Source organism: Marinomonas ostreistagni (genome assembly GCF_016888445.1).
Lineage (GTDB): Bacteria > Pseudomonadota > Gammaproteobacteria > Pseudomonadales > Marinomonadaceae > Marinomonas > Marinomonas ostreistagni.
Genome location: NZ_JAFEKF010000005.1, coordinates 1 through 19,587, shown reverse-complemented (window position 1 = coordinate 19,587; position 19,587 = coordinate 1). Strand labels below are relative to the sequence as shown.

The following is a 19,587-nucleotide window of genomic DNA, read 5'->3' as shown; positions in this document are numbered from 1 at the left end:
AATTAAATACCACGTATCAAAAGGGAAGCCAGTTGACTTCCCTTTTTTATGCCTATCGCCTGCTAGCGTGCGCGCCGTCATGGTTCTGTCATTTGTGTTCTTTAGCATGACATTTTTCTAATGGAGGTGTTGCCATGAATAACTCTGAAGCGCTGCATGCGCCCCAGGTTTCAAGCGGAAGTCGTTGGCCTCAGTGGCTGGCAGTGATTGCGTTAGTGTATCTGTTGATCAGTGCGGTGGGCATGATTGGCTCTGGCTTTAAAGCGGCCACAGGTGGTCACGCACAGGAGTTATTTGAGTTTGCGTCCAATCCTTATGTGGGGTTAGTGATCGGGATTGTGGCTACGGCATTAATTCAGTCATCGTCTACTGTGACCTCTTTGATCGTTGGCATGGTGGCGGGTGGCTTGCCGGTGAGTATCGCGATACCTATGATTATGGGCTCCAACGTCGGTACCACGGTCACCAACACTCTTGTAAGCCTAGGGCATGTGCGTGATAAAGAGGAGTTTCGCCGTGCGTTTTCAGCGGCGACGGTGCATGACTTTTTTAACCTCATGGCAGTTGCGATCTTTTTGCCACTAGAAATCATGTTTGGCTTTTTGGAGCATGTTGCGCTTTGGTTGTCGACGTTTTTGGTGGGCGGCGACAGTTATTCGATCAAAGATATCAACATCATTAAGTCTGCCACCAAACCGTTTGTTGGTGCAGTAGATAGCGTGACGAGCATGTTGCCTGGAGCGTTCGCAGGCATTGCTCTGATTGTCGTCGGCTTGGTGTTTATCTTTGTGGCGATTACCTACATTGGTAAGTTGCTGAAGGTTTTGATGGTTGGCAAGGCAAAAGAAGTGATGCACTCGGCCATTGGTCGTGGCCCTGTCTCTGGGATCGCATCCGGTGCCTTAGTGACAACCTTTGTGCAGTCTTCTTCCACAACCACCAGTTTGATGGTGCCATTGGCAGGTTCCGGTACGTTTAGTCTTAAGCAGATTTACCCTTTTATGCTGGGAGCCAATATCGGCACCACGGTGACGGCGTTGTTGGCGGCGACGGCTATTTCTGGCGCATTAGCGGTGTCGGCTCTGGAAATCGCGTTAGTACATTGTTTGTTTAACGTGTTTGCGGTGTTACTGATTTTCAGTGTGCCAGTGGTGCGCAATCTGCCGATCAAAGGTGCGGAGTGGTTGGCGCAGGTAGCTTCTGAGCGCAAAGCAGTGGCCGCAGCTTGGGTCTTAGGTGTGTTTATTGTCGTGCCGCTGTTACTGATTGCGGCGAGCTTGATGTTTTAATCATTGCAAAGGGAAATACGATGTCGAATTTAGAGCGTATGTCGAAGGATGAGCTTAAGGCAATCCTGAACGAAACTGAGCAACAGATCCATGACATTCGTGCTGAGCTTGCCCTGCGTGAGGCGGACCAGCAGCACGAAAAAGTGGAAAGCATTGAGTTAGGGGAAGATTGGACGCCCGTAAAATGGGATCAGGTGCGTTCGTTTTTTCAGATGGTGTTGGCGGAGTTACGTAAGTAATAAAGCCTGCTATCCCGATACCACTAACGCCGCTCCTTATAAGGGGCGGCGTTGTTGTTTGAAGGGCTTAAGATACGGGTTGTGGCGCGAGTTTATGTTTGACCTCGTCGATGAATTTAGGTGTAAGGCGTATATAGGCGGTGACTAAGCTGATGTCATCAGGGTCGCGCTTGATACTAAAGCCAATACGGCGGCAGAATTCGATCATACGTTTGTTTTCTGACAAGACGGTGCCTTGCATTTCTTTAAGCCCCTTCGAGTACGCCACCAAAAATAAGCGACGCATCAGCAAAGCCGCTAACCCGTGTCCTTGGTATTCGTCGCCGATGACCACAGCAAACTCACAGCTTTGCGCGTCGAAGTTATCGCTAAAGCGCGCTGCGCCCATCATTACTGGCTCGCCATCTTTATCACCGACCGCGATGAGTGCCATTTCGCGATCATAATCAATATGGGACAAGCTGGCGATCATGCGCGGTGTGAGCTCGGAAATGTTGGCGATGAAGCGGAAGTAGCGGCTTTCGTGGGACAGATTTTTAACGAAGTCAGCCATCATGTAGGCATCGCGTGGCAAGATAGGGCGAATGGTAATCTGTTGACCATCGCGTAGGGTGACCTCTTTGACCCACTGGCGCGGATAAGGTTGGATGGCTAAATGCTCGTAGCGCTTGAGTTTGCCGCAGCCTTTTAGCGTCGCTTTGACGTCGGCAAAGATACTGCCACTTTCGTGGATTCGCACATCAGCAAGCTCCAAGTATTCAAACTCTGGTAGCTCACAAATCATAGTTGAGAAGCTGCGCAAAAGGTCTTCTAGTTCAAATGATTCTACGTTGGGAAATGCGCGATGAATAAGGTCTTTGGCCAAAATAGTATTCAGCGGCGGTAAGGCGACGGCTTCGGTTTGGTGATGCCATTGATTGGCGCCTTCTAAGGATAAGCCTATGGTTGGGCCAAATACTGGGTCTTGGAAGGCGCGTAAATGAATCGGCGCTTGCAGCAAGAAGTTGGCTTGGCGACGCGAGGTGAGGCGGAAATTAAACAGTTCAAATACGCCTTTAAGATCATCTGCCGACGGTGATTTGTTGCCCGCTTTAATCATCGCTTTTAGCTGCTCTCGTGCGGCGGCGACATCTATATTAAAGCGAAAGGCGTGGCTGTCTGGGGTTTGTTTCGCCAGTAACTGGTTACGCTGGAATTGCACCAAAAACTGGAAGCCTTCGATCGCCGCTTCAGGCGTACGAAAAGTCGGAATGCCTGCTTCATTGATGCGAGTGCGCATCGCCACCATATGGCCGCCGCCCAGCAAACAGACCATCACCAGCTTCTTCTGCTTCTTGTGCAGCTCTAACACTTGATCGTACAAAGACGCGATATTGATCAGTGCCGTCGGGCTTAGCATCAGTAATACGGCACCACAGTGCTTATCGCTTAGGGCGGCTTCGGCTAAATCGACAAACAAGTTGGCTTCACAGCTGGCCCACGCGGTGGTAATACTGCCGACGCTACCGCGTCCCGCCATAATGTCTTCAAGGGTATGACGCAGATCCTCCTCTGGTGTCAGCAGGCTGACGTTGAGTTCTTTGGCGCGTTCAGCAGCCAATTCCCCAGGACCTGCCCCATTGCCGATGACCATTAGCGAACCATCTTTAACTCGGCGGGCATTGGTCATCACAGAAGCGGCGGCGACCAAGTCATTGAGACGACGTCCGCGTACCGCACCGGTACGGCTCAGTGCTGCATCCAGCACTCGAGGGTCGGCGCCCATATTATGCTCTGCCACCACCGCCACGGGTTTGGTGCGACTGGTGGCGCGCAAGCTACTTAAGAAGCGTGTGGTTGAGCCAATTTTTTGCAGATACATCAACACCGACTGACTTTCGTAGTCGTTGGATAAAAACTCCAAAATCTGTGATGGCATCACATCGACCGGACTGCCCATGGACACGATTTGGGAAAAGCCAATGCCTTGCCAAGTGGCCCAGTCGACGAGTGCACTCGCGACCGTGCCGGATTGAGAGATCAGAGCTAAGCGCCCAGGTAAGGGTTGGGTAAGCCCAAGCCACGCAGAAAAGCCCAATTTGGGGCGACATAAGCCAAAGCTATTGGGGCCGAGTAGACGCACATTGTGGGTGCGCGTGGCTTTAAACAGCGTATGGCTGTCTTCACGGCTACCGGTGAAATCCAGTAATGCCGGAATGCCTAGCGTGCCACACTCGGCGATTAGCTCGCTTAAAAAGCGCTGCTCATCGCCCGCGACGATAGCAAGATCTGGGGTTTTGCTCAGTTCGCTAAAGTCTTGTATCTGGGTAAAGGGCAACACACCTAGACTGTCATCAGGAACGGCACCATAGAGAAATACACTGCCGCGTCGGCCGCTATAAGACAGAGCTCGTAAAATAGCGTGAAGCAGAGGACTCTGGCTGTCTTGACCGGTATAAACCAATACTGAGTTAGGCATCAGTAAGGACTTAAGGGCGTGATTTGGCATGCAACGTTCTCCCTGAAAAATCTGTAGCGAACGTCTTGGCGCACGGCCCTCGCTCAACGACAGAGAATGCATTATGGTTATAGCAGTCTAGACCAATGTCGGATTGGCTGCCCAGTATTGGCTATGGCTTGATATAGGGCAGATGCTAAGTCTGTTTACTATAGTAGCCTGACTTCGGCACAGACTGAATAACAATAACAGCGCCCTTTGATTTGGGTGACAACTTGCGATGGATATCTCATGACCACGGCCTATCTTACTCACCCTGCCTGTGAAGAACACAAGCTGGCAGACGATCATCCCGAATCACCGCAGCGCTTAGAGGCGATCCAAAATCGTCTGATCGCCGGCCAACTCATGGACTTTTTACGCTGGCGAGAAGCCGATAGCGCAACGCTGGCGCAGCTTAATGCGACCCATTGCCCAGAGTACGTTGCTTCGATTTTTGCTCGAGCGCCAGAGGAAGGTCATGTGGCGTTGGATGATGAAACACTGATGATGCCCAATACTTTAGAAGCCGCCTTACGTGCCAGTGGTGCAGTGGTCAAAGCAGTCGACATGGTGCTGCAAGACGAAGTCAACAATGCGTTTTGTGCCGTGCGCCCACCTGGGCATCACGCCGAATACGATAAAGCAATGGGCTTTTGTGTGTTTAATAATATCGCGGTGGGCGCGCGTCATGCGTTGGATGCGTATGGACTGGAGCGTATCGCGATCATTGATATTGACTGTCATCACGGCAATGGCACAGAGAGCATTTTCGAAAGCGATGCGCGCGTGCTGTACGCCTCCAGTTACCAATACCCATTGTTCCCTTACCCCGATCCAGGCGCATCGCACGACAATATTGTGCACATGCCACTTGAAAAAGGCGCTAAGGGAGAAGAGTTTCGCGCAGCCTATAAGCGTGATTTGTTTCCTGCATTGGAAGCATTTAAACCACAATTAATTATGATTTCGGCGGGCTTTGATGCGCTGGCTGAAGATCCGATGGGTCAGCTGCGGCTAAAAGAAGAAGATATTGTCTGGGTGACACAACACTTGCTGGACATTGCCGAGCGTTATTGTGAGGGTCGCATGGTGTCGGTATTAGAAGGTGGCTACAACACAGATGCCACAGGCCGTGCGGTGTTTAGCCATTTAAAAGTCATGACAGGGCTATAGTCTCAAAGACCTCAGCAATAAACACCTTGAGCGCGCTGGGCGCTCAGGTGTTACTGTTTAAAGCGCTTGGCGGCGTTTGCGGCTGTAAATAAACAGACCTAAGAACAGCACCAATCCAGCACTATCTATTAGGATACTAGTATGCGGCCACAGCATTAAGCCAGCGGCCACGCCACAAAGCAGCCTTAGCAGCAGTGGTAGCGGTCCTTCTAGATAGCCCTCCATCAAGCCGACAAAAGCATAAATGCCAAACAGCGCAAACACAAAGATGCGTGCTACATCCTGTGGCTCGCCACCAATGAAGTCGGTATAGGCCAAGAGTAAGGGCACAATGTACAGTCCTTTGGCAATTTTCCACGCGGTGAAGCCCGTCGCCATAGGCGGTGTTTTCGCAATGGCGGCAGCCGCAAACGCGGTCAAACATACCGGAGGCGTGACATTTGAGTCTTGTGATAGCCAAAAGATAATCATATGTGCGGACAACAGAGCAGCACTAAGCGTCATCGGATTTAACGCCTGCTCAAGTAGTTGACTCTTAAAGTCTGGGGGTACTTGGGCGATCAGTGCTTGTGCCTCAGCTTGGCTCATAGGTGCTGAGAGTAAGGCGTATTTGTCCGGATCAATCAGCATAAAAATGGTTTTGGCTTGCTCTGGTAAATTGCCTGCCATGATCAAGTCGAGTAATTGTGACTCGGCGATCAGGCCATACAGTGCTGGCGCTGAGAGTGTCGCAAGCACAATATAGGCGGCTGTTACTGGTAAGCCCATGCCTAAAATAAGCGAGGCTAAAGCGACCAATGCGAGCATGATCAGCAGACTGCCGTTGGACCACTCGGCAATCATCAAGGAAAACGTATTACCGATCCCTGTCATCGCGACGACATTGACCACTAGCCCGACCGCAATCAGCAAAATCGCCGTGGTCGCCATATTGCGTGAGCCTTGTGCGAGCGCGTCTAAGATGTCTCTTGGCTTCATTGGATTTTTCGATAACCAAGACGCCGCGACCACAGAAATAATGGCAATGCCTGCCGCATACGTCGGTGTGAAACCGTAAATGAGTAACGCGACCAAAACGGCTAACGGCAATAAAAAGTGCCAGCCTTCCTTGAGGACTTCTGTAACGCTACGTGACTCGAGCTCCACCGCATCAGCATGAGAACGCATCGCTTCCACGCGCACATAAAAGCCCACCGATAAGAAGTACAGCAACGCTGGTAGGGTCGAGACGGCGATGATTTCCACATAAGGGATCTGTGTGTAGGAAGCCATAATGAAAGCGCCAGCCCCCATCACAGGAGGCATTAACTGACCACCTGTCGAGGCCGCGGCTTCGACACCAGCCGAGAAACGCGCCGGGAACCCCGCTTTACGCATCATCGGGATGGTGATCACGCCAGTAGAAACGGTGTTGGCTACCGAAGAGCCAGACACTGAGCCCATTAAGCCAGAGCCTAAGACCGCGACAAAGCCTGGGCCACCAACAAAGCGCCCGGCGGCGCAGCGTGACAGTTCGATAATAAAATCACCGGCACCGGACTTCACTAGGAAGGCGCCAAACAGAATAAACATGAACACATAAGTCCATGAAATGCGGGCGATGGAGCCAAACATACCCTCGGAAGAAAAGAATGAGCGAAACAATACGGTTTCTAAGCTAAGCCCTGCAAAGCCAAAGATCCCGTCGATGTAGGGCCCCCACCAAAAAACATAGGTCAAGGCGACGACAATCAAACTCGGAATAAACCAGCCCGTGGTACGGCGCGCAAGTTCCAGTGCAATACCGATGGCAACGAGTGAAACCACCCAGTCGCTGGTGATAAAGGTGACGCCTCGATCGTAGAGCGCGTCCTCAAATAGGATTAAATAAACGGCACACGCGATGGCAACCAGTCCTAAGGCGATATCGGCGATCAGTGTCCAGCGTTGTCCTGATGAGCTAACGCTGTGACGAAGTGGCACCATTAAGGCACAGATAAAGGCAAAGCCACTGAAGTGGATCGCTGATACCCACAGTTCGGGCAAGGTGCCTAAGGTGTTGAAGTAAATATGGGCCAAGGCAAACACCACACCGACCCAATAAATAATACGACCAACAGGGCTATTTTCCTCCCGTTGTTCAAGCTCCAAGCTTTTAAGGCTTTGTTGTAGCTCTTGGTCTTGGCTAACCTGCGTCTCTGACATAAGCACGACCTTTTATACAGTACTGACGCGCACGGGCATGGCGCGAGAAAATGACATTAAGCAATATAATAAAGGGTGGCTGATCAGCCACCCTTTGATGGGCATTACTCGGCGATCAAGTGATCGGGAATAGTAATGCCGGCTTCTTGGTAGTAGCGCACTGCACCTGGATGCAATGGCACAGGTAAGCCTGCGATCGCTTTATCCAGCGCCATGGCTTTGGTCGCTTTGTGGATGCCGTTTAGGAAAGGTAGGTTTTCATAAATGGTTTTGGTCAGCTGATACACGTCTTCTTCAGACACATCATCACGAATCGCTAAGAAGTTTGGCTGAGCAATAGTTTGGATCGCTTCGGTTTGGCCAGGGTAGGTGTTGGCCGGAATTTCAAAGCGTGTCCATAGCTGATAATTACCATTGGCTTGTTTCATCTGCTCATCGGTGAAGTTAAGAATGGTAATGTCATCGCCTAAGGCTGCGTAAGCACGAGTAATAGCGCTGGTCGGTACGCCCGAAGGGATATTCATACCATCGACGGTGCCGTTTTGCATGGCATCGGCAGATGCTGCATAGCCCATGTAGGCCATGTTGATATCGGCCACTGGCACGTCCATGTTGTTGAGGATCGTTAGGCCTGAGCCTTCTGTGCCTGAGTTTTTCTTACCGATAGAGAACTTTTCGCCCGCTAAGTTGCTCATGTCCGAAATGGTGCCCGAGTCGACGTACTCGGCATTGACGACAAACTGCTCAACGTTTTGCCACAACATGGTGACCGAACGCAGGTTTTTTGCGGACCATCGTTAGCGAGGCGTCCTTCACCTTCCCACGCCCACGCACCATAAAGCCCTTGTAAGATGGCCAGTTGGGCTTCGTCTTCGCGCATCAGTTTGATGTTTTCCCCTGAGCCTGCGGAGTTAATCGCAGAGATGGAAATGCCTTGAGTGGGTTCTAATTTAACTTTGGTAAGTGTCGCCAGTGCCACCCCAACAGGGTAAAACGTGCCACCAGTGGAGGCCGTTGCGAGCACATAAGAGCGTTTGTGATCGTCAGCGTGAACCAAGCTCGTGGTACCAGCGGCAGCACTTAATACTAAGGTGGCACTAATGGCTTTAACGAGCGTACGTTTGGTCATCTTCATGAAAAGTTCCTATCTATCTTTGTTGTTATTCAGAGGACTCTAGGTGAGCATCCTCGCTCTAGTTAACAGAGTATAGGCAAAGTAGCTAAAAACCCATAAGAAGATGGTAGTAGATTGAGGAGAGATATAACCCACACCGTTGTGGGTTATATCTGAGGCGGTGTTAGGACCAGTGCAGGCGCTCTGGACTACCTTGTGAATCAGCGGTGAAGAAATAACCTGAGGTAGGCGCGGCAAAAACTTGATCACCACGCTGTACAGGGTGGCGCTCATAGTCGGCATGACTTAGATCGGCTTCCCAGACTTGCTCGGTTTGCCAGCCATCTGGCGCTAGCTCAACGCGTACTTCAGGGCCGATTGGATTGACGGCGATGACACGCAGCGGCAAATGGGCTTGGGTGGTTGGCGCTGGGTGTAACGCTAATTCGTGGGAGCGAATGTAGAGTTGGCCTGCTTGTGTTTTGCCATCTTGATGAGGCGTTTCAAGCCAAGCGTCCTGATGCGTTAGACGTGAGCCCTGTGCGGCGGCATCAAAAACGTTAACGTTGCCCAAGAAATCAAATACAAAGCGGCTGTTTGGCTGAGCGTATAGCTGTGCTGGGGCATCCACTTGTTCAATGTGGCCATTGCTCATCACTACCACGCGATCCGACAGCTCCAAGGCTTCTTCTTGGTCGTGGGTGACAAACACGCTGGTAAAGCCAATCTCATCGTGCAGGTTGCGCAACCAACGGCGCAACTCTTTACGAACTTTAGCGTCCAGTGCGCCAAACGGCTCGTCCAGCAGTAGTACATCGGGCTTAGTAGCCAGTGCACGGGCCAAGGCAATACGTTGCTTTTGACCGCCCGACAGTTGCGACGGATAACGTTTGGCAAGGTGACCCAGTTGTACCATGTCGAGCAAGTGTTGCACGCGTTTTTGTATTTCGGCTTTGTTAGGACGCTGCTTGGCGTCCATGACTTCTAGACCAAATGCCACATTGTCTGCCACGGTCATATGGCGAAACAGGGCATAGTTTTGAAATACAAACCCGACGTTACGATCACGTACGTGCAGGTTGGTCACGTCACGTTGGCCGAATTGGATGCGCCCTGAATCAGCCCCTTCAAGACCTGCAATGATACGCAGTAAGGTTGTTTTACCTGAGCCTGAAGGGCCCAGTAAGCCGATCATTTCACCGTCTTCGATGTTTAAAGACATAGGTGACAGGGCTTGGAATTTGTCGAATGTTTTAGAAATATTGTCTAAGCGAATACTCATGATGTTCACCTATTAATGATCGGTCTCAGCGCGGTGGGCACGCTCTTGGCGCCACTCAACGAATGCTTTAAATATCAGGGTCAGTAACGCGATAGCGGCCAGTAACGAAGCACTGGCGAAAGCGGCTGTGGCTTGGTAATCCTCATACAGCAGCTGTACATGCAGCGGTAAAGTGTTGGTCTCGCCACGAATGTTGCCTGATACCACCGAGACGGCGCCAAATTCACCGACGGCGCGAGCGTTGGTCAAAATCACGCCATACAGCAGCGCCCATTTAATATTGGGTAAGGTCACTCGACGGAACAGCTGCCAACCGGATGCGCCGAGGATGACCGCCGCTTCTTCGTCTTCGCGGCCTTGTTGTTGCATCAGTGGAATCAGCTCACGGGCGACAAACGGGCACGTCACAAATACCGTCACCATGACAATCCCAGGCCAAGCAAACATAAGCTGTAGATCATGCTCGTACAGCCAAGCGCCGATCCAGCCATTGTTACCATAGAGCAGTAAATACAGCAGGCCAGCGACCACTGGCGACACGGCAAATGGAATATCCATTAAGGTCATTAATAGCTTACGACCGGGAAACTCAAAGCGTGTCACCGACCAAGCCAGCATCACACCAAAGACCAAGTTAATCGGCACAGTTAATAAGGCGACAAACAGCGTTAACCAGATGGCATGCAAGGTATCTGGGTCCGCTAAGCTTTGCCAGTAAACGGCTAAACCGTCGATAAAGGCTTTTTGAAAAATACTGACCAACGGCACGACCAGGAGTACAGCGGTCAGTACCAATGTCAGAGTGATCAGGGTGTATTTCACCGCAGGTCGATCACCAATGCGTTGTTGATGGCTTTGTTTAGGGGCCATAAATCGATCCTCCGATTAACGTCCGTGCAGACGTTTTAAATAACGCGCTTGCCAGATGTTGATGGCAAACAACAGCACCAAGGAAACGATTAACACCACCGAAGCGATCGCGCTTGCAGCGGGGAAATCAAATTCTTGTAGGCGTACGAAGATCATCAATGAAGTGATTTCACTGACGTACGGCATGTTGCCGGCGATGAAAATGACCGCGCCAAATTCGCCCAAACTGCGGGTAAACGAAAGCGCCACGCCGGTCACTAGTGCAGGCCATAACGATGGCATGATGATGCGACGAAACACCGACCAATCAGATGCGCCAAGGGTAATGCCCGCTTCTTCCTCCTCGGGAGACAGTTCTTCTAGTACGGGCTGTACGGTACGCACAACAAACGGAATACTGGTAAAGGACATGGCGACAATGATGCCAAGTGGCGTATAAGCGACTTTGATACCAAGCTCCGCTAGCAAGGAGCCATACCAGCCATTTTCGGCGTACAGTGTGGCCAGAGTGATACCCGCGACAGCAGTGGGTAGGGCAAAAGGTAAGTCGACTAGGGCATCCAGTAAGCGTTTGCCTGGGAATTCATAACGCACCAACACCCATGCCAGCAGTAAGCCAAACACGCCATTGAAAATCGAGGCCAGCAGCGCAGCCCAAACTGTGACTTGATAACTAGCGACGACACGCTCATCGGTAATCACGTACCAGTAGTCTGCCCAGCTCATTTGCGCGGTTTGCATGACCAAGCCAGTCATCGGCAGTAATAAAATTAAACTTATAAAAAACAACGAGCTGCCCAGGCTTAAGCCAAGGCCTGGTAAGACTCGTTTATGGCGCGGTTTGCGCTGAGTCGCGTTTAAGGACGTCGACATGATGGGTTCGCTCCTTTAGCGAAAGGGATCAGTTTGCTTAGCAATAAAAACGCAAACGCCGGGCGCTAAGCACCCGGCGATCACCCACGATAAGACGTGAATTAGCGGCGCTGCAGTTGATCTAGCTGCTTGCCGTTGGCAAAGATATCTTGCATCGCTTGTGGCCAGCCGCCGGCAATTTCTTCTACCGTTAGCAGTTTGACCTCAGGGAAGCGCTCGGCGTTTTCCGCTTTCACTGTTTCGTTGTGAACACGGTAGTTAAAGCCTGCCAATAAGCGTTGTGACTCTTCGCTGTATAGGTAGTTTAAGTATTCTGTTGAGACGTCTAACGTACCGTTTTTCTTAGCATTGCGCTCAACCACAGCAACTGGGAATTCCGCCAAGATTGAGGTTTTTGGTACCACGACTTCGTAGTTATCCGCGCCGTATTGATCACGGATGTTGTTGACTTCAGATTCGAAAGTGATCAGTACATCACCGATGCCGCGCTCGACGAATGTCGTTGTCGCACCACGACCACCGGTATCAAATACAGATACATTGCCTAGGAAGGTTTTTAGGAAGCCATTTTGTTGTTCCGTCGCGTCTTTACCGAACTGGTCTTGTGCGTAACCAAGCGCTGCCAAGTAGGTGTAACGACCGTTACCGGATGTTTTAGGATTTGGGAATACCAGTGCCACATCGTCTTCAACTAGATCGCCCCAATCTTGGATGTTTTTAGGGTTGCCTTTACGTACCAAGAAAGCGGTCGTTGAGTAGTAAGGCGAGCTGTTGTTCGGCAGTTTGTCTTTCCAGTCTTCGGCTACCATGTTGCCACGATCCGCTAGGATTTGTACGTCGGTTACTTGGTTAAAGGTCACCACGTCTGCAGGCAGGCCTTGCAAGATGGCACGTGCTTGCTTTGAAGAGCCAGCGTGTGACTGCTTGATTTCGACGGTTTGGCCAGTTTCTTCTTGCCAGTGTTTTTGGAACACAGGGTTGTAAGAGGCAAACAGTTCGCGGGCGATATCGTAAGACGTATTTAAGATGGTTTGATCCGCAGCAGAAGCGTTTACAGCAGAGCCTAAAAGCAGTGCACCGGCGACGGATTTGAGAAGTTTCGATGTTGTTTTCATAGCTGCCTCGTAATTGGAGTATGACAAGAGTTATTCGTTTAGAGATAGCTTATTTAAAAGATTTGGTTATTACAATCCATAAAAAACAACAATTTTGGAATATGGCGCGTTACAATTAGATTTGCTTTAAGAAAGTCTTGATTACACTCAAATTTCTCTAATGTGTACAAACAAAGGATATTGTTAAGCTGTCCTGTACGGTTTTTGCAATTTATCGGTGATTAAGTTAACAAACCCTCCAGCCTGCGACACCGAGCGGTGGTGCGCATTGAAAATACTCGCAAGAAGTAGCGCTCGCAGCACAGCAATGAAGTCGGGCAGTTTTATATTAATGAGGCATCCATGAAAAAACTAATTAGCAGTTCTATTTTAGCGCTTTCCGTGGCGGGGCTTTCTGCTCACGCTTTAGCAGACACGATTCGTGTGACATCACAGCTACCAGAGACGCATCCGGTGAGCCAAAACTGGTTGGAGTTCGGCAAGCTAGTCAAAGAGAAAACTGGCGGCGAGTTAAGTGTTCAGCTGTTCCCATCGGCGCAGCTTTTTAAAGACAAAGAAGTACCTGAAGCTGTGGGCTCGGGTGCCATCGATGCCGGCTCTACCTTTATTGGCCGTTTTGCTGGCTCAGTCCCTGCGGTAGATGTGATTGCGGTACCGTTTATTTTCAATGACGAAGCACACATTCGTGCCTCGGTAGCACCGGGCTCTGATCTACGTAAGGCCATCGACAGTAAAATCCTAGAAGAAACCAATGCTCGCGTGTTGTGGTGGCAGGCATACGGTCGTAACGTTTACCTAAGTAACGGTGATGCGATCGTGGAGCCTTCAGACATCGAAGGTAAAAAGATTCGTACCTACGGCAAGGTTCACGGCTGGACGGCTGAAGCATTAAATGGCGCGCCGACCTTATTGTCTGGCTCGAAGCAGTTTTTGGCGTACCAGCAAGGTGCGGTAGATGTGGGGATGACGGGTGCCTCGGCGGTGAAGTCACGTAAGTTGTTTGAAGTAATGGACAACATGACGCTGACCTTTGATAGCGCGATCGAGTTTTTGGCCGTGATCAACAATGATGTCTACGAAGGGTTATCTGAGCAAGAGCAGGCGGCGGTAATGGATGCTGCACGTGTGGTGGAGCAGCAACTGCGTAACCGTGTGTACGCCGAAGAAGCGCAAACCGTTGAAGAAATGAAGCAATACATGAATGTGGTTGAGCTGACAGATGCCCAGCGCGCGGCGTGGCAGCAAGCGACACAAACGGTTGTTGATCGTTTTGTGAAAGAAACCGGTGAGACGGGCGCTGAAGCTGTCTCTGCTATTCGTTCAGTCCAGTAATCTTGATAGAAGCTGCCTTGCAAAGAGGCAGCTTCTTTTGTTTTGGTAGGAGTAACACAATGTTGTTGCGCTTAATTGACGCGGTTTCTGAATGGACTGGGAAACTGTGCGCATGGAGTTTGTTTGCCGTCGGCTGCTTTATTACCTATGAAGTCGTGATGCGCTATGTGTTTAACGCACCCACTATTTGGGTCGATGAGGTGAGCCGCGTGATCATGGTGTGGTCGGTGTATTTGGCGGCGGCGTTTGCATTAAAGCACAAAGAGATGGTGGTGATTGAAATCGCTTTTCGCACGCCTGGTACCTTGGGGCGTAAGCTGAGTGACAGTTTTGCCATCGTATTTATGTTTGTCTTCGCTACGGTGGCTTGTTACTTCGGCTTTGAGTTGTGGCTTAAATCGACACTGGCGGGGCACACCACGGATACTTACTTGGCATTGCCCAAATGGTTTACTCATGCGCCCGTATGGTTGGGCTCTGGGTTGTTGACCTTACAAGGGATCGCAGAATTGGTACGCGTTTGGACCCAAGTGCCTGAAGCAGCATCTTCTAACACAGGAGCGGCGCACTAATGGAAGCATTATTTATTTTAGTGGCGCTGTTGGCGTTATTAGTTCTGCGCACACCTGTGGCGTTTGCGCTGGGTGGCTTGGGTATTATTTTGTTGGCCCTACAAGGGCTGCCAATGGTGGGTGTGCCGCAGCGTCTTTACGGTGCGATGGATAGTTTTGAGCTGTTAGCTGTACCCATGTTTTTGTTGATGTCGAATGTGTTACTACGCGGCGGTGTTGGCAAGGACCTTTATTCTGGGGTGCAGGCTTGGGTTGGGCATCTACCTGGCGGTTTGGGCGTGGCGACGATTTTATCGTGCACACTGTTTTCGGCCATTTCTGGCTCATCCGTCGCGACTGCTGCAACGATTGGTACCATCGCGATTCCTGAGATGATCAAGCGTGGCTACGATCGCAAGTTCGTATTCGGTATGCTGGCGGCAGGCGGTACCTTGGGTATTTTGATCCCGCCATCGATTCCGTTAATCATTTACGGCATTGTGTCGGAGTCTTCGATTAAGACCTTGTTCTTGGCAGGTGTGGGCCCAGGTTTGTTCTTGGCGCTGGCGTTTATTATTTACGGTGTGCTGTTCTCTCGTTTCTCCAGCCAATATCAGGCAATGCCGAAGGTAGAGTGGTCTGAGCGCATGCAGGCGTCGTTAAAAGCGTTGCCAACAGTGTTGTTGGCGATGTGCATTATCGGCTCTATTTATGCGGGGATTGCAACGCCGTCTGAAAGTGCTGGCCTTGGCTTTGTCATTGCGCTGCTGATCACTTTTGCTATGGGGCGTATGAATTGGTCGTTGCTTAAAGAAAGTGTTGAGCATACGTTGAAAACCACAGTGTTGGTGATGTTGATCGTCGCCGGAGCCAAGGTTTTCTCTTACGCGATTACCCTGTACATGCTGCCGCAAACCATCAGTATGATTCTGACGCAAAACATCTCAACGCCGGGCTTGTTTATCTTGGCGGTAGGGTTGGTGTTGTTCTTGATTGGCTTCTTCTTAGAGAGCCTGTCGATGCTGCTGATTATGGTACCTGTGTTGCTACCAGCGGTTTTGAATATGGGCATTGATCCGATTTGGTTTGGTATTTTCTTTGTAGTGCTGATCGAGACCGCGTTGATTACGCCGCCAGTGGGGATGAACTTGTTTATTATTCAGGGAGTGGCCAAGGCGTCATTGCAAGATGTCTCAAAAGGAGCGTTGCCGTTTGCCATCATTATGATACTGACCGCGATCTTATTGTGGTTCTGGCCTGATTTGGCCTTGTATGTGCCGTATCAGTTAGCGCGTTAATAGGCAAAAGCCAGTATGAAGTTCATGCTGGCTTTTTTGTTGCTGGCTAGCTGAGTAGGGCATTGGTTTCTACAACCTTTTTGAAATAGCTCAGAATGTCCTGCCATTTTGCGCGCTGAGCCTCGATTGATGTGTGGGGCGCAATATCAAAGGTTTGGCGTATGCGAATATGTTGGTCATGCTCTTCAAAATCGATTTCTACTTGGCGCCCATCGTCCAATTTGTAGTGAATCAGGCGCAGTAACTTGAGTCGAGTGAAGGTGCCGCTGGCGCGAAAGCTGTGTTCACCTGCTTGATGCTCAAGCTGATAATCAAAGCGCCCACCTTCGTGAAGGTCGATGGCGGCGTGTGGGCAATACCAAGCTTGGGAAGCGCCGTTCCATTGTTGGATGATGCTGGGCTTGGTCCAAGCTTCCCATACCGCTTCAAGTGGCGCTTTGATTGTGATTTCAACAGTAATGCGCATAATGCTTCCTTTCGCTTTCCCATCCACACAGTTTTTATAATTAAGTAGACCCGCCGTGTCGAGTTTTGCTCCGGCAGGATACTGCAACGATTGTGTTAAAAGCATGTAAAGCCAATGCGAGCTTATTGAGATGGGGTTACGGTTTACGCAAAAAGGATGTCTTTATGACGCGTGTTATCTCTTTCATATTTTTATTGATGGCGGGCATGTTGAGTGCTTGCTCATCGGGTCCGATTAGCCGAGCGGATGCCAATGACTTTGCTCAGCAAGGTGGTGCCAGTTTTTATGCGGATAAGTTTCAAGGGCGTACGACTGCTAATGGTGAGCGTTTTAATCAGCGTGCGTTGACTGCAGCACATAAGCGTCTGCCGTTTGGTGCAAAAGTGCGAGTAACCAACCTTGCCAATCAAAAAACCACGGTGGTGCGCATTAATGATCGTGGACCCTTTGTAAAAGGGCGTGTGATTGATCTAAGTAAGTCGGCGTTTCAGCGTATTGCCGACACCAGTGAAGGCGTGATTGATGTGCGTATTGAAGTCATTAACGACTAGCGCAGAGCGTAGTGGTGCTTGCAATAAAACAGCAAAATCTATACTGTACTAGTACGTTGATACATCAAGGTGCGCTTCTGTGCAGAGTTTGATTCACTATTTATTAGAAACCCATGACCCAGCGGCGCTGGAAAGCAAGCTGAATGCCTTGCTGACGCCGAATGAAATCGCTGAAATGCAGCGTCGCTTGCAGATTTTTGCGCTGTTAGAAGCTGGGGTTTCACAACGCGAAATTGCCAAACAACTAGGTGTGGGAATTGCGACCGTCACACGCGGTTCTCGCGCATTGAAGGAATTAAAAGAGAATGAGCCCAAGTAATAAAGTGCCGCCTCGCATCGAGCTACCACGTAAACCTAAATACGTGAACATCAGCTCTGACTGTGACTTTTTTGGCATGTTTAAAAAAGTAGAGAAGCAGTTTGATAACTGCTTCATGTTGGAGTCTCTGGGTGAAGAGAGTTATATCTCACGTCACTCTATTATTGGATTTGATCCAGAGAAATTGCTTTGGGCGGAAGGCAATACGTTATGGATAGAAGAGCGTGATGGCAGTAAGGCGGCTTACGAGTCAGACAATCCGTACTATCTGCTACGCAGCATCGTGCCGCAAAACATTATTTCTCGCGGTTACGCGGGCGGGCTGACTGGCTACATTGGCTATGATGCGATGAATTACTTCGAGCCAACTTTATCGTTACAGCGCAGTGATATGTTTGATGCATTTCGTTTCGGACTTTATAAAGATGGTTTGATCCTCGATAAAATGACCGGCCAGGTCTTTTACTTCTATTACGATGACAACCGTGTCGAGCAGGTGCAAGCCTTATTAGATGCACCGACACCGGATAATGGCCCGTTGACGGTCACGCCAGCGGGCGAGTCGATGACTCGTGAAGATCACGCCAAGGCGGTAGCCAAAGTAAAGCAAGATATTGTCGACGGTAAGATTTTCCAAACCGAAGTCGGCTTTAAAAAGTGGTTTGACCTAGACGGTGACACCATCGCTATTTACGAGCAGATGCGAGAAGTGAACCCATCACCACAAATGTACTACTTCAAATTTGGTGAGCAAAAGCTGATTGGCGCCAGCCCAGAGTTATTGTTCCGCTTACGCCAAGGCGAGATGGAAACGTTCCCGTTAGCAGGAACTGCAAAACGTGGTGTTGATGAGAAAGAAGATGTGGCGCTCGCTCGTGCTTTGTTAAACGATCCTAAAGAAATCGCTGAGCACAATATGATCGTCGATCTGCACCGCAACGACATCGGTCGTGTGGCGCGTTTCGGTACGGTAAAAGTACGCTCACTAATGGATATAAAGCGCTTTAGCCACGTTCAGCATATTTCCAGTGAAATCGTCGGCATTATTGCAGATGACCAAGATATGTTTTCGGCCTTGGCCAGTAACTTCCCAGCCGGCACGCTAACGGGTGCACCAAAGATCGAAGCAATGAAAATCATCGACGATATGGAAAACGATGGTCGCGGCCCATATGGCGGCGCGGTGGGGCAGTTCTCCTTTAATGGTGATTGTAACTTCGCTATCCCGATTCGTACCGTGTTTGTCAACGGCAACAAGGCTTATGTGCAAACCTGCGGCGGTAACGTCTACGATTCCAATGCCGAAGGCGAGTACGAAGAGATTCAACGTAAATTTGCTGGCACCAAACGCGTGTTAGATCAGTTTGCACCAAAGCAGTAAGGGTGATTGCGATGAAAGTGTACATTATTGATAACTATGACTCCTTCACCTACAACCTGTACCAATATATTGGCGAGGTACTGATGGCGGAGCAAAGTAAAGGCGGCATCGGTCAGTTTGATGTAGTGGTGAAGCGTAATGACCAAGTGACGCTTGAAGATATTAAAGCGGAAGCGCCTGATCGCATCATTATATCACCAGGGCCAGGTAGTCCAGACGATGAGCAGTACTTTGGTGTCTGTGCGGAGGTGATCCGTGAGCTTGGGCAGAGCATTCCACTGTTGGGGGTTTGTCTAGGTATGCAAGGTATCTGTCATGTGTTTGGCGGTAAGGTAGTCAAAGCGCATGTGCCAATGCACGGTAAAGTCAGCCCGATTACCCATATTGGTGAAGGTGTGTTTTACGACGTACCGGATCAATTGGAGATTATGCGCTATCACTCGTTAATGGCAGAGCCAGAAAGTTTGCCTGAAGTACTCGAAGTGACTGCCGTAGTGGGTGATTTGGCGGTACAAGACTTTGATAACCACGCCGTCATTCATCAGGGTGGTGATTACGAGATTATGGGTGTGCGTCACAAACAGTTCCCTATTCAAGGGATTCAGTTCCACCCAGAGTCGTTTGCCACAGAAGGTGGTCGCGACTTAATCCGTAACTTCTTACTACAAGCTTAGTAAAGCCGACTCTTTAAAAGCCCGCTGCTGATTTCAGTAGCGGGCTTTTTCGTTTTTAGGCTTATACCTTGGCGTTGCGTCACCCACCCAACTAATTTTCTGCTCCACGCGCAGGCGCGAATAGTCGCTTGAAAATTGTTGGGAGGGTGACTTACGCCAGAAAACTCATAGAGATGGTTAAATAATAAACGTCAAAAGCTTGTTTTTGAACAATAAATAATCAGTTTGGCGGGTTGAGGCGCTTTAATGGCGTTTTTTTAAAATTAATTCAAAAAGTGCTTGCGTCAAAAATTCTGATGCGTATTATACGCACCCACTGACACGGACAACGCTTCACAACAACGAAGCGAACAACGAGTCAGACGCTCTTTAAAATAGATAATCAGATAATTTGTGT

Annotated in this window: 17 protein-coding genes and 1 pseudogene; 10 read left to right on the top strand and 8 right to left on the bottom strand. The window is 49.9% G+C overall.

The genetic code is table 11. From position 1 onward, the window contains the following. Window positions 1-134: 134 nt before the first annotated feature. Window positions 135-1,289, top strand: coding sequence for a Na/Pi symporter (locus tag JQX58_RS12995; protein ID WP_204147301.1), 1,155 nt, complete (start codon window positions 135-137; stop codon window positions 1,287-1,289). 20 nt (window positions 1,290-1,309) lie between these two features. Continuing rightward, window positions 1,310-1,528: a hypothetical protein gene (locus JQX58_RS12990; RefSeq protein WP_204147300.1), complete on the top strand. Its 219-nt coding sequence runs from the start codon at window positions 1,310-1,312 to the stop codon at window positions 1,526-1,528. Window positions 1,529-1,595: 67 nt separating this feature from the next. On the opposite strand, the gene JQX58_RS12985 is transcribed toward JQX58_RS12990, so the two are convergent. Continuing rightward, window positions 1,596-4,016, bottom strand: coding sequence for a bifunctional acetate--CoA ligase family protein/GNAT family N-acetyltransferase (locus JQX58_RS12985; RefSeq protein WP_204147299.1), 2,421 nt, complete (start codon window positions 4,014-4,016; stop codon window positions 1,596-1,598). A gap of 240 nt (window positions 4,017-4,256) precedes the next feature. On the opposite strand from JQX58_RS12985, the gene JQX58_RS12980 reads away from it, so the two are divergent. Next, window positions 4,257-5,180: a histone deacetylase family protein gene (locus JQX58_RS12980; protein ID WP_204147298.1), complete on the top strand. Its 924-nt coding sequence runs from the start codon at window positions 4,257-4,259 to the stop codon at window positions 5,178-5,180. Between the two features lie 57 nt (window positions 5,181-5,237). On the opposite strand, the gene JQX58_RS12975 is transcribed toward JQX58_RS12980, so the two are convergent. The 6 genes and pseudogenes from JQX58_RS12975 to cysP form a co-directional block, all read right to left on the bottom strand. Then, entirely contained in the window at window positions 5,238-7,364 is a 2,127-nt protein-coding gene (locus tag JQX58_RS12975) for a TRAP transporter permease (protein WP_204147297.1), read from the bottom strand. A gap of 104 nt (window positions 7,365-7,468) precedes the next feature. Beyond that, window positions 7,469-8,499, bottom strand: a pseudogene (locus JQX58_RS12970) (TAXI family TRAP transporter solute-binding subunit). Between the two features lie 163 nt (window positions 8,500-8,662). After that, a complete protein-coding gene (locus JQX58_RS12965; RefSeq protein ID WP_204147296.1) occupies window positions 8,663-9,760 on the bottom strand; it encodes a sulfate/molybdate ABC transporter ATP-binding protein in 1,098 nt (365 codons plus the stop codon). A 12-nt stretch (window positions 9,761-9,772) separates the two neighbouring features. Continuing rightward, entirely contained in the window at window positions 9,773-10,630 is an 858-nt protein-coding gene (gene cysW / locus JQX58_RS12960; protein WP_204147295.1) for a sulfate ABC transporter permease subunit CysW, read from the bottom strand. Between the two features lie 15 nt (window positions 10,631-10,645). Next, window positions 10,646-11,503: a sulfate/thiosulfate ABC transporter permease CysT gene (gene cysT / locus JQX58_RS12955; RefSeq protein WP_204147294.1), complete on the bottom strand. Its 858-nt coding sequence runs from the start codon at window positions 11,501-11,503 to the stop codon at window positions 10,646-10,648. A 101-nt stretch (window positions 11,504-11,604) separates the two neighbouring features. Continuing rightward, window positions 11,605-12,618, bottom strand: coding sequence for a thiosulfate ABC transporter substrate-binding protein CysP (gene cysP / locus JQX58_RS12950; RefSeq protein ID WP_204147293.1), 1,014 nt, complete (start codon window positions 12,616-12,618; stop codon window positions 11,605-11,607). Window positions 12,619-12,960: 342 nt separating this feature from the next. On the opposite strand from cysP, the gene dctP reads away from it, so the two are divergent. From dctP to JQX58_RS12935, 3 genes are read left to right on the top strand one after another with little or no spacing between them, the layout of a single operon-like run. Next, window positions 12,961-13,950, top strand: coding sequence for a TRAP transporter substrate-binding protein DctP (gene dctP, locus JQX58_RS12945; RefSeq protein WP_204147292.1), 990 nt, complete (start codon window positions 12,961-12,963; stop codon window positions 13,948-13,950). A gap of 59 nt (window positions 13,951-14,009) precedes the next feature. Further along, window positions 14,010-14,522 (top strand): TRAP transporter small permease subunit, encoded by a 513-nt coding sequence (locus JQX58_RS12940; RefSeq protein WP_204147291.1) that lies wholly within the window; start codon window positions 14,010-14,012, stop codon window positions 14,520-14,522. Continuing rightward, the gene (locus tag JQX58_RS12935; RefSeq protein WP_204147290.1) at window positions 14,522-15,799 is read left to right on the top strand and encodes a TRAP transporter large permease; all 1,278 of its coding nucleotides are present in this window, start codon (window positions 14,522-14,524) and stop codon (window positions 15,797-15,799) included. Before JQX58_RS12940 ends, JQX58_RS12935 begins: the two co-directional genes overlap by 1 nt. Window positions 15,800-15,845: 46 nt before the next feature. Here JQX58_RS12935 and JQX58_RS12930 read toward each other — a convergent pair whose 3' ends face one another. After that, window positions 15,846-16,265 (bottom strand): SRPBCC domain-containing protein, encoded by a 420-nt coding sequence (locus tag JQX58_RS12930; RefSeq protein ID WP_204147289.1) that lies wholly within the window; start codon window positions 16,263-16,265, stop codon window positions 15,846-15,848. 164 nt (window positions 16,266-16,429) lie between these two features. Between JQX58_RS12930 and JQX58_RS12925 the strand changes: the two genes are divergently transcribed. The 4 genes from JQX58_RS12925 (at window position 16,430) to JQX58_RS12910 (ending at window position 19,190) form a co-directional block, all read left to right on the top strand. Beyond that, on the top strand, window positions 16,430-16,816 hold the full coding sequence (locus tag JQX58_RS12925; RefSeq protein ID WP_204147288.1) for a septal ring lytic transglycosylase RlpA family protein: 387 nt from the start codon (window positions 16,430-16,432) through the stop codon (window positions 16,814-16,816). A gap of 79 nt (window positions 16,817-16,895) precedes the next feature. Continuing rightward, window positions 16,896-17,135, top strand: a complete 240-nt coding sequence (locus JQX58_RS12920) for a Trp family transcriptional regulator (RefSeq protein WP_204147287.1) — start codon at window positions 16,896-16,898, stop codon at window positions 17,133-17,135. Then, window positions 17,122-18,516 (top strand): anthranilate synthase component I family protein, encoded by a 1,395-nt coding sequence (locus tag JQX58_RS12915; protein WP_204147286.1) that lies wholly within the window; start codon window positions 17,122-17,124, stop codon window positions 18,514-18,516. Before JQX58_RS12920 ends, JQX58_RS12915 begins: the two co-directional genes overlap by 14 nt. An 11-nt stretch (window positions 18,517-18,527) precedes the next feature. Beyond that, entirely contained in the window at window positions 18,528-19,190 is a 663-nt protein-coding gene (locus JQX58_RS12910; protein WP_204147285.1) for an anthranilate synthase component II, read from the top strand. Window positions 19,191-19,587 lie beyond the last annotated feature (397 nt).